The sequence below is a fragment of the Pseudoalteromonas sp. NBT06-2 genome (assembly GCF_002276045.1).
Classification (GTDB): domain Bacteria; phylum Pseudomonadota; class Gammaproteobacteria; order Enterobacterales; family Alteromonadaceae; genus Pseudoalteromonas.
In genome coordinates this window covers 1-10303 of sequence record NZ_NQMR01000122.1, presented here as the reverse complement: position 1 = coordinate 10303, position 10303 = coordinate 1, and the positions used below count along the sequence as shown (strand labels likewise).

The 10303-nt window shown below is 34.0% G+C and carries 9 protein-coding genes; 5 read left to right on the top strand and 4 right to left on the bottom strand.

All coding sequences use genetic code 11. The features are described 5' to 3' along the window. Window positions 1-438 precede the first annotated feature (438 nt). Together CJF42_RS27660 and CJF42_RS27655 are read left to right on the top strand one after the other, a co-directional pair. Window positions 439-606, top strand: a complete 168-nt coding sequence (locus CJF42_RS27660; RefSeq protein WP_170940668.1) for a hypothetical protein — start codon at window positions 439-441, stop codon at window positions 604-606. Window positions 607-1049: 443 nt separating this feature from the next. Further along, window positions 1050-1223, top strand: a complete 174-nt coding sequence (locus tag CJF42_RS27655; RefSeq protein ID WP_170940667.1) for a hypothetical protein — start codon at window positions 1050-1052, stop codon at window positions 1221-1223. 173 nt (window positions 1224-1396) lie between these two features. Here the strand turns inward: CJF42_RS27655 and CJF42_RS19240 are convergent, their stop codons facing one another. The 4 genes from CJF42_RS19240 to CJF42_RS19225 form a co-directional block, all read right to left on the bottom strand. Next, complete coding sequence (locus CJF42_RS19240) at window positions 1397-1645, bottom strand: lipoprotein (RefSeq protein ID WP_095368236.1); 249 nt, start codon at window positions 1643-1645, stop codon at window positions 1397-1399. A gap of 31 nt (window positions 1646-1676) precedes the next feature. Continuing rightward, window positions 1677-2579: a CsiV family protein gene (locus CJF42_RS19235; protein WP_095368235.1), complete on the bottom strand. Its 903-nt coding sequence runs from the start codon at window positions 2577-2579 to the stop codon at window positions 1677-1679. After that, on the bottom strand, window positions 2580-6053 hold the full coding sequence (mfd, locus tag CJF42_RS19230; RefSeq protein ID WP_095368234.1) for a transcription-repair coupling factor: 3474 nt from the start codon (window positions 6051-6053) through the stop codon (window positions 2580-2582). A 221-nt stretch (window positions 6054-6274) separates the two neighbouring features. After that, window positions 6275-6871: a PilZ domain-containing protein gene (locus CJF42_RS19225; RefSeq protein WP_095368237.1), complete on the bottom strand. Its 597-nt coding sequence runs from the start codon at window positions 6869-6871 to the stop codon at window positions 6275-6277. A 169-nt stretch (window positions 6872-7040) separates the two neighbouring features. Here CJF42_RS19225 and CJF42_RS19220 point away from each other — a divergent pair, with 169 nt between their 5' ends. The 3 genes from CJF42_RS19220 to CJF42_RS19210 are packed head-to-tail and all read left to right on the top strand — an operon-like array spanning window position 7041 to window position 10187. Next, window positions 7041-8273, top strand: a complete 1233-nt coding sequence (locus tag CJF42_RS19220) for a lipoprotein-releasing ABC transporter permease subunit (RefSeq protein ID WP_095368233.1) — start codon at window positions 7041-7043, stop codon at window positions 8271-8273. After that, on the top strand, window positions 8266-8958 hold the full coding sequence (gene lolD, locus CJF42_RS19215) for a lipoprotein-releasing ABC transporter ATP-binding protein LolD (RefSeq protein ID WP_095368232.1): 693 nt from the start codon (window positions 8266-8268) through the stop codon (window positions 8956-8958). The genes CJF42_RS19220 and lolD overlap by 8 nt, the downstream gene beginning before the upstream one ends. Further along, a complete protein-coding gene (locus tag CJF42_RS19210; protein WP_095368231.1) occupies window positions 8955-10187 on the top strand; it encodes a lipoprotein-releasing ABC transporter permease subunit in 1233 nt (410 codons plus the stop codon). Before lolD ends, CJF42_RS19210 begins: the two co-directional genes overlap by 4 nt. The last annotated feature ends 116 nt before the right edge of the window (window positions 10188-10303 follow it).

Sequence of the window (10303 nt, the reverse complement as noted above, 5' to 3'; positions counted from 1 at the left end):
AATGGGAAGGGCGTTTTAAATCACAGGCTTTATTAGATGAATCTAAATCTTTATTAATGTTTGGTTGCTCGCAAGATAAAAATACAATACCTTTTTGACTCTTTGACTCTTTGACTCTTTGACTCTTTGACTATTTAGAATTAGCTGATTTTAGTAGTCGTTTAATCGTGCCAAATAAACGCGGTACAGTAGCAAAAATACACCCAAAAATATTAACAGTTTTAAATATTGAAGCTGCCTCATGGCTTAATACCATTTAACACTTCAGACGACAATATGCAAATTTTTCAGGTTGAAATCATCACTAATGAAGTGTGCTCACAGTCATAACCACGGTTGGTATAAAGGTTCTGCATAGCGACTAATATCAGTTGAATTTTTTATTAAAGTCTCAGATATGTGACTTTATCTGTCGTGCTAGTAATTTGAAAAAAATATGTGACGCCTGAAGAAAGGTATTGTGGTCTTGATGTCGAAATACTAAAGAAACGTCAGGAACTGTATCAAAAGGCAAGATTGAAAAACCCGAACCGATGGAGCAAAGATAGTAGAAACTGGAACTTTATTGAAAAGGTTTATTTGAATCCAGAAAAAGAAGCAGCTTAAGAATAAAATTTACAATTTAGGCGACAACATACTTGAAAAACAGCGTTATTAAATGATCTTCATGGAGGTTAATATGCAGCGTTTAATATTGTCAATAAAGATCTTTAAAATGGTTAGACCAACCTTCAACAGCCTGTAAATTGCTCTGAACATATTTATAATGTCGCGCAGGAGATTAGGCATTAAGGTGCGAATACATCAAAATGGCCGGGATAGCTTCCAATTAAGAGCCCATATATAAGCACGCATCTTATGTTTTAAAATTGTTATTGCACAATATGAGGAGTCCATATACCCAAACCACTTCAAGATGCAGGATTCAGTTGGAATTAGAAATGCTTTAGGCAAGGCATTGATTGAAGAACATGGTATTCCCTTTTCAAAATCAATAACGCTGTATAAAGTATTTATAAATCAACCTTACAGGGACTTCTGAGCAAATCATGCTCGTTGTTTCATCTTTTTTTAAGGGAGTAACCATTAATGCAAAGATGCGCCTAGATCATGAATTGCTCAGCAGTCCTGAACCTCACATCTTGAAGTGGCTTGGGTATATAAGCATATTGCCGATCCATCTTATTTTAAGGGGGCAACCATTAATACAAAGCTGCGTCTAGATCAATATTTTTTCATAAGTCCTGAAACTCGGATCATGAAGTGGTTTGGGTATAACTATAATGAGGTTTTGTATAAGGGATGTATCGGTGTGTATCTTTTAGTATGGATATTGATAGTTAACAGCAGTGAAAAAGGTAAAATATATTATTTCACCTATTCATTATGACTTCGATTATAAGCCTTTTTTACTATACAAAGTGACTTTACCGCCAACGATAGTAGCGGTGATATTTTTATCAGTAGAGCCCCATACACAGTTAGTATGTAATGCTTTTGCTTCACATGTGTCAGCTGAACCTAATAACTGTTCAATCTCAGTTTTATCCATACCAATTTTTACTTTGTCATAATTTTTAAGTGTTATTTTGCTACAGGCAGTTAAAGTTAATGCAATAACTGCAATTGAAAGGTACTTTTTCATAATTGTCTCTTTTTATATTTTTATTTAGTTATTAATGCATATAGCGTCTGATTTGAATCAAAATGCCAAGTTTAGGGTGGTCAAAATAATGAATTTCATTGCTGATCACCCGACGAAATTGATTAAAATGAAAGCTTTTAAGCTTTTCATCGGTGCGATCTTCTGCTCGTAAATTAAATTCTGCTTTAATATTTAAATATTTACCTCTTAAAAATATTTTAAGTAAGCCATCTAACTGCCAGGTTTTATCTGGGTATTCATTGATATTGTTAAATTTTACAGGTTTTTTAATTGAAGTATCGCTGTTTATAATTGTCTTTAAAAGTGAATTTATATCGTCAGAATCATCAGAAATGTCTAAATATGTATTATCGATCTGTTTTAAATTACCAAAATAATTATATTGTTTTGAAAAATTTTTTCCGCCGAATAAGCGGTAATTAGGTGCATTACGTTCTGTTAATCCAGGTTGGCGCCAGCCTGTGTGTAAAATAGGTATCATACCCTCACGTTTAAGCCTACTTATAGTAGTTTGAAATTCTAACTCTTCTGCCGCGATTATATAAGGTGTTTCCATACCTTCCCGTAATGGTGCATCTAGTGTTAGAGGCGTTTTGTCCATCAGTGCAATATAATTTATGCTATCGACACAGACTGGAGAATTAAGAGTATTTAAGGTTTTATTAAGTATATTAGTTTGTGGTTTATGAGATAAACACTTATTTTGACCCATTAATTGTAGATGTTCGGATAACATATCGACAGATTTATTAGTTTTAATCGGTGATAAATCAAAGCTAAAGTCTTCTTTTACTTTTTCATTATCTGGATGCTCAAATAAAACAATTTCTACTTCATACCAACGGCCATTACCTGAAATAGAGGCAGTCGATAATAAGAGTAATGAAAGTCCTATGAGTGATCTTAACTTCATTTAATGGGTTACCTTTTGCTCAAAATCCGTGATCATGGCATTTATTAATTTCAATCTCTCACTTGGTTTTTCTAGAGGGATCATAAATTTTAATTTACTAGCACCTTCCATTTTATATCTAGACGGATTCGATTGCAGTAAACCTATGATAAACATAGGATCAATTTTAGTTTCTTTAGTAAAGTCAATTGAGGCACCTTTGGCATTAGCATCAATTTTGCTAATTCCTAATTTTTCTGCGCGTATTTTTAATAACTGTAAAGCAAACAGGTTTTTTGCAGGATCTGGTAATAAACCGAACCTATCAATTAACTCAATTTGTAAATCATCAACTTGATCAAAGTTTTGACAAGATGCGATGCGTTTATACATACTTAATCGACTATTTACATCATAAATATAATCTTCAGGCAATAGTGCAGGGAGTTTTAAGTCTACATCGGTTTGTTTACCTAAAATATTTTCTAATGTGGGCTCTTTACCTTGTTTTAGTGATTCAACAGCTTGTTCTAACATTTCCATAAATAAAGTAAAACCAACAGACTCAATTTGACCACTTTGTTCATCACCTAATAATTCACCTGCACCACGAATTTCTAAGTCATGGCTTGCCAGAGCAAAACCGGCACCTAACGTTTCCAGAGTACTAATCGCTTCTAAACGTTTTTTTGCATCTTTTGATATTACTTTTTCATCTGGTGTCATTAAATAAGCATATGCCTGATGGTGGCTACGTCCAACGCGACCTCGTAATTGATGAAGTTGTGCTAAACCTAATTTATCTGCCCGATCCATTATTATGGTATTGGCGCTTGGTATATCAATACCAGTTTCTATGATAGTCGTACACACTAACACATTGAATTTTTTATGGTAAAAGTCAGTCATTAAACGCTCAAGTTCACGCTCTCGCATTTGACCATGGGCAATTGTGATATTCGCTTCGGGTAGTAATATTTCTAAGTTAGCTGCAGTTTTAGCGATTGTTGCGACATTATTATGTAAATAATAAACTTGACCTCCACGCTTTATTTCACGTAATACTGCTTCTCGAGTAATTGAAGGTTCGGACTGGTGAACAAATGTTTTAATGGCTAAGCGTTTTTCAGGCGGTGTTGCTATAATAGATAAATCACGCATGCCGCTCATTGCCATATTTAAAGTTCTTGGAATAGGAGTTGCTGTTAAAGTTAAAATATCAACATCGGCTCGCAGTGACTTAATTTTTTCTTTTTGTCGGACGCCAAACCTATGTTCTTCATCAACTACTAGTAATCCTAAATCTTTATATTTTATGCTTTGATTTAATAATTTATGCGTACCAATTAATATATCTAAACGGCCATCAGCTAGCTTAGTTAAAATTTGAGTTTGTTCCTTGGCAGATTTAAAGCGAGATATAACATCAACTTCGATTGGTAAATTAGCAAATCTGTCTTTAAAGTTTTCATAATGTTGTTGTGCAAGTAAAGTCGTGGGTACAAGAATTGCCACTTGTTTACCATCGTTTACAGCGACAAACGCAGCACGCATTGCTACTTCAGTTTTACCAAATCCGACATCTCCACAGACTAATCTATCCATCGCCAATGGCGACTGCATGTCACCAATAACAGCATTAATCGCATTTTTTTGGTCTTCAGTTTCTTCAAAAGGAAAACTATCTGAAAATTGTGCATAAGCGCCTTTGTCAATTCTAAATATATTTCCTTTTTTAGCTTGCCTTTGAGCATATATATCAAGTAATTCTGCAGCAACATCTCGCACTTTTTCAGCTGCTTTTCGTTTCGCTTTTTCCCAAGTATCAGTACCGAGTTTGTGTAGCGGTGCGCTTTTATCTTCGCCGCCTGAATAGCGAGTCAGCATATGAAGAGATGAAACAGGCACGTATAGTTTGGCTTCTCTTAAATAAGTAATCGTTACAAACTCAGTTGTTATACCTGCGGCATCTAATGTTTGCAATCCTTGATAACGACCAACACCATGATCTAAATGTACAATAGGTTGTCCAATTTTTAATTCGGCTAAATTACGTATTATGGCATCGGCAGTGCCTTCGTACTTATGCTTTCTGCGGCGTTTTTGAGAAACTTTTAAACCTAATAACTCTTGCTCTGTGATAAGGCTCAATTGTGGTTTACCAGCTAAAACAACACTTTGCTCTAAAGGACTTACCACTAAACCAACATCGGCTTTAGAGTTTATGAATTCTTTAAAGCTATCAAAAGAATTAAGTTTAATACCTGCAGGTTTAAATAAACTGATTAAAGATTCTCGACGGCCTTCACTTTCAGTTGAGAATAAAACGCGATTTTTAGCCGTTTTTTGTTCAATTAAATAACGAGATATTGCATCAAATGGATTTTTGATTTGATGATCTACGCGAATTTTTGGTAATTCTGATGTTGGTAAATTAAAGTGACCAGCTTTAGTGCCTAATTTTGCAATGGATAAGTTAATACGGGCAAAGTTACCCATGTTTGAATATAATTCATCAATGGGTTGGTATAAAGAGTGAGGAGTCAATAAAGGTCTAAAGGGGTTTACATTTCTATTATCAAAGCGAGTTTGAACATCTTTGTAGAAAGTCTGTGCACTGTGTTCTATATCACCTAAATGCATTAAAACTGCATTGTTTGGTAAATAATCAAATATTGTTGCCATTTTGTCAAAAAATAAAGGCATATAATATTCGATGCCGCCAGGATACTGCCCTTTGGTTACTTGCATATAAATTGATTCGGGCTGTTTACTTGCACCAAATAATTCTCTGTATTGACTTCGGAATCTCTCAATATCTTTTTCATTTGTTGGAAATTCATGGGCAGGCATTAGCTCAATAGATTTAATTTCTGTGCCTGATCTTTGTGTTTCGACATCAAATTCTTTAATGCTATCGAGTTCATCATCAAATAAATCTAATCGTAATGGCGAGTGATTACCCATTGGAAATAAATCAACAATAGAGCCACGAACTGCAAATTCACCATGCTCCATAACCTGTTGTACATTTGTATAACCGGCGGCTTCTAAATTACTTCTTAATTTATGACTATCTAGTATCTGTCCTGTTTTAAATAATAATGTACTGCCGTATATAAATTCAGCAGGAGAAGTCCGCAACATTAAAGTGGTTACTGGTAAAATTAATACACCACTTTGTGTTTGTTTTAGTTTATTTAAACTGGCTAAACGATCTGAAATAATATCTTGATGTGGTGAGAAATGGTCATAAGGTAAGGTTTCCCAGTCAGGGAAAAGCATTACATTTTGTTCTGGTAGTAGAAATTTTAATTCAGATTCTAATTTTAAAGCTGACGGGGTATCTTGAGTAACGAGAACTATCAAAGCTTTATGATCTTTTACGCCTTGTGCTATGGATAAGCTTAATGCACTACCTTGTAATTGTCCCCATTGAATTTTATCTTTAGTAGATTTTACCCAAGGTAATGATGCCAATTGCTTTAATGCCATTTAGTTCTAGCTCCAAACTCTTATTATTATTTAAAAATTATATCAATCAGTTCAGTATACAGATTTAATTCCGGTAGATCTTTAATAAGTCATGGTAATAATGAGTGCATCGATCATAAAGACTATATTCTGGAATTTAAATACTTTTAGATATATTTAACCTGAAAGCATAAATGTCATAATCTATATTACTCTGTAAATAATAAACTGTTTATGTAGAGCTAAAGTGAGCTAATATTTTTATGTTTCGCTTTAAGTTTTAGTAATCGAGATTGTGCATGCAAACTTGCACGTACTAACAATTCTTGGTCTGTCTCTCTCACTTGTGTGAATAATAGAGTCTGTCGGTAAGTATTGGTTTTAGCATCTTGTTCAGTGACTATTATCTGAGCAAAACAATATACTGCAGCAGCGTCATAATCTAAAAATATTTTACAGCAAAAATCTTGGCCTATACGGTACTTTTCTTGGGTATTTAAAATTAGACCGCCACCACCATAAGAGTGTGTTAAAAGTTTATCATCTGTATCATGTTCAGATGATAAAATATGAGACATGATCAAATCTATTTTTCTTGATTGTGCCTTTAAAAATATGGACAATTCATCGGCAACATCACTTAATTGTCTTAAAGGCCTTAATGCACTTTGTTCTAATTCATTCACTTCATTAGCAAGTAGAAATAACGCAGGGGTACGTTGTTCTAATACTAATGTGTTGGCTGGTACCTGTTCTGGTTTTACAGCTTCAAGGTTGACCTTAATAGCTTCTTCAATTTGAAAGTATTGTTTAAATTCATCAAGTTTTGTTTGCGGCATAAGAAAGTAAGCATAGCGAAATATTTTCACATATTTTAGCCATTTATTAATTCTAGGCAAGTAAAGAACATATTTTTACAAACTTCTTAGTAACAAAACTACATTAAAAATTAAGATTAATGTTAAACTCGCCTTAATATTAACTACATGTTAGGTACCTTTGTCTATTATGTTTCAACCTGTTAGCCTTTTTATAGGCCTTAGATACAGCCGAGCGGCGAAAGGAAATGCTTTTATTTCGTTTATCTCTTTTTTTTCTATAACTGGCATTACATTAGGAATAATGGCTTTAATCACTGTTGTTTCAGTTATGAATGGATTTGAGAACAAATTAAAACAAGGCATGTTAGGGTTATTACCGCATATTGAACTGAGCTACAGTGATCATTTGTCACAAAAAAAATACGTTACATTTTCTCAAATTAAACAAAAATTATTATTAGATGATCGCATTTCGGATGTATCTCAATATATTGAAGCTGAAGCTATATTACAAACAAATAAGAATATTCAAGGTGTAATTTGGCAAGGTGTATATTCAGCAAATCAATTACAGCAAGTTCAAGATAATATAGAGCTAGGTAGCTGGCAGGCATTATTTGATAAAAAATATACGATTGCCATGAGCCGATATCAAGCAATTAGGTTAGGGCTGAATATAGGTGACAAGGTCAGAGTTATTGTACCTAAAGCATCAAGTTATACGCCTATGGGACGAATACCTAGTAGCAGGTTGCTGACTTTAGTTGCTATTTATTCAACAGGTTCTGAGATAGATAGAAGCCTTGTATTTAGTCAAGGAGTGTCGGTATCGAGGCTTTTAAAAATTCCTAAATCTGAAAAGCAAGCACCGAGTATCCGAATTCAATTGGATGACCCATTCACTGTTGATGGCGTTTTATTCTCTCAAGCTCATTTATTTCAACAATTTAATGTATCCGATTGGCGTAAAACCCAAGGTGGATTATTTTCAGCCGTAGCAATGGAAAAACGTATCATGTCCTTATTATTGGGTTTAATTATTCTTGTGGCAGTATTTAATATCGTTTCTGCTTTGACCATGATGGTTGCTGAAAAGCAATCTGAAGTTGCCATATTGCAAACATTAGGTTTAACACCTAATAGCGTTAAACAGGTGTTTATTATTCAAGGATTATATAATGGACTATTTGGTGCTTTACTTGGTGGTGGATTAGGAATTGCATTTGCAGCTAATATTAACCAAATATTAGATTTAGTTGGGCTTAACTTGTTAGGAGGCGCAGTTTTACCTGTTTTATTTGATGCTTCTCAACTTAGTTATATTATTTTTGGCAGTATATTTATGAGTTTTTTAGCAACTTTATACCCCGCAACTAAGGCGGCAGGTGTATGTCCGGCAGAGGTTTTAAGATATGAGTAATTTAGTAATTAAATGTACGGACATCAATAAAATTTATCAAGATGGCAAGAATAAGACTCAAGTTCTTAAAGGTGTAAACCTAGCATTAGAACAAGGTGAATTATTAGCAATTGTAGGAAGTTCAGGTTCTGGTAAGAGCACCTTATTGCATATATTGGGTACATTAGATGTTGCTACAACTGGAACGAGTAAAATATTAAATCAAGATGTAGCAGGCTTAAGCCGAAAACAACAAGCGGAATTTAGAAATAAAAATTTAGGTTTTATTTACCAATTTCATCATTTATTAATGGAATTTAGCGCTTTAGAAAATGTAGCAATGCCACTTTTAATTGCTGGAATGAATTCAAAAAAAGCAAAAGAAAAAGCAGAAGAGATGCTTGAAAAAGTCGGCTTAAATCACCGAATAGAGCATAAACCTTCAGAGTTATCAGGCGGAGAGAGGCAAAGAGTTGCTATTGCTCGCGCTTTAGTTGGTGAACCTGCTTTAATATTAGCTGACGAACCAACTGGGAATTTAGATAAGCAAAACGCTCTTAAAATTTATAATTTAATCAAAGAGTTAAATAAATCTCTTAAAACAAGCTTTGTAGTAGTAACTCATGATTTAGAATTAGCAGCAAAATTGGGTAAAACAGCTTATTTAGATGATGGTATTTTAACACTTAAAAAGAGTGCACTGTGAAATTTAGTTTATTTTTAAGTAGAAGATTCCGACATGCAAAACATGAAAATGGCTTCATTGGCTTTATCGGAAAAGCATCCAGTATGGGTATAGGCCTAGGTATTTCTGTACTTATCATTGCATTATCGGTTATTAATGGCTTTGAATATCAAATGGTCAATAGACTGTTAAACGTGGTTCCGCATATTGAATATGAAGCACCTAATACTCCAATAAATAATTGGAAAAGCAAAGTTAAGCGTTTTGAGAGTCATAATTCGGTTGTAGCGGCAGCTCCTTTTATTGCTCTTAATGGTATGGCACAGTATAAAGGTAAGCTTAAAGCTGTTGAAGTTAGAGGAATTGATCCTAAGCTAGAAGTACGTGTTTCTGGCGTACAAGAATATATTAAAAATTTTGATTTAACATCTTTAAATAAAAACCAGGTTGTTTTAGGTAACCAAATAGCACAGGAAATTGGCGCTAAACGAGGTGATATCATTACCTTGCTGATCCCTCAAATAAACTCTGGTAGCAGCTCATTAAAAGCAGCTAAAAAAGTTAAATTAAAATTGATGGGTATCATCAAAATGGGTGGTCCAGTTGATAGGATCACTGCTTTGGTTAATTTAGCTAAAACCCAAGATATTTTAGGATTTGATACCAACGAAACAAAAGGGTTAAGGCTTAAAGTTGATGATGTATTTGCGGCAAAGTCTTTGGCTATGACTTTAGGTGAACAATTAGATGACTATGTATATGTCAGTAGTTGGTTTAGAAAACATAGTAATTTATATCAAGATATTCAAATGGTTCGCACTATTGTATATCTAGTGGTACTGTTAATTATTGCTGTCGCTAGCTTTAATATAGTATCTACTTTAGTGATGGAAGTTAAAGAAAAAGAATCCGATATTGCGATATTAAAAACGATGGGAGCAAAAGACAGTACTATTATCTCAACTTTTATGCTGCAAGGCTTAGGGCAGTCTCTAATAGGTATTATATTCGGAAGTATAGCTGGAGTATTATTAGCACTGAATATCCCTGATATATTTAATTGGTACAGCGAATTTTCAGGTAAAAATGTATTAACAGGAATTTATTTTGTCGAATTCTTGCCTTCAAGATTAGATTATAGAGATGTGTTAATCACAGTTTGTATCACTTTAGTGATGACTGTACTGGCAACCGCATATCCCGCTTGGCAAGCAAGTCGTATTGATCCAGCAAAAATATTAGGTCAATAAATGCTAGCGTAAACTCGCCAAGACAGAGCTTATGAGCAAACCCACTTCATCGTTGCGTTGATTTGAAAGGTAGCCTACATTCGGGCATCAACACGCCTTGAATTGGGCTCGATCAG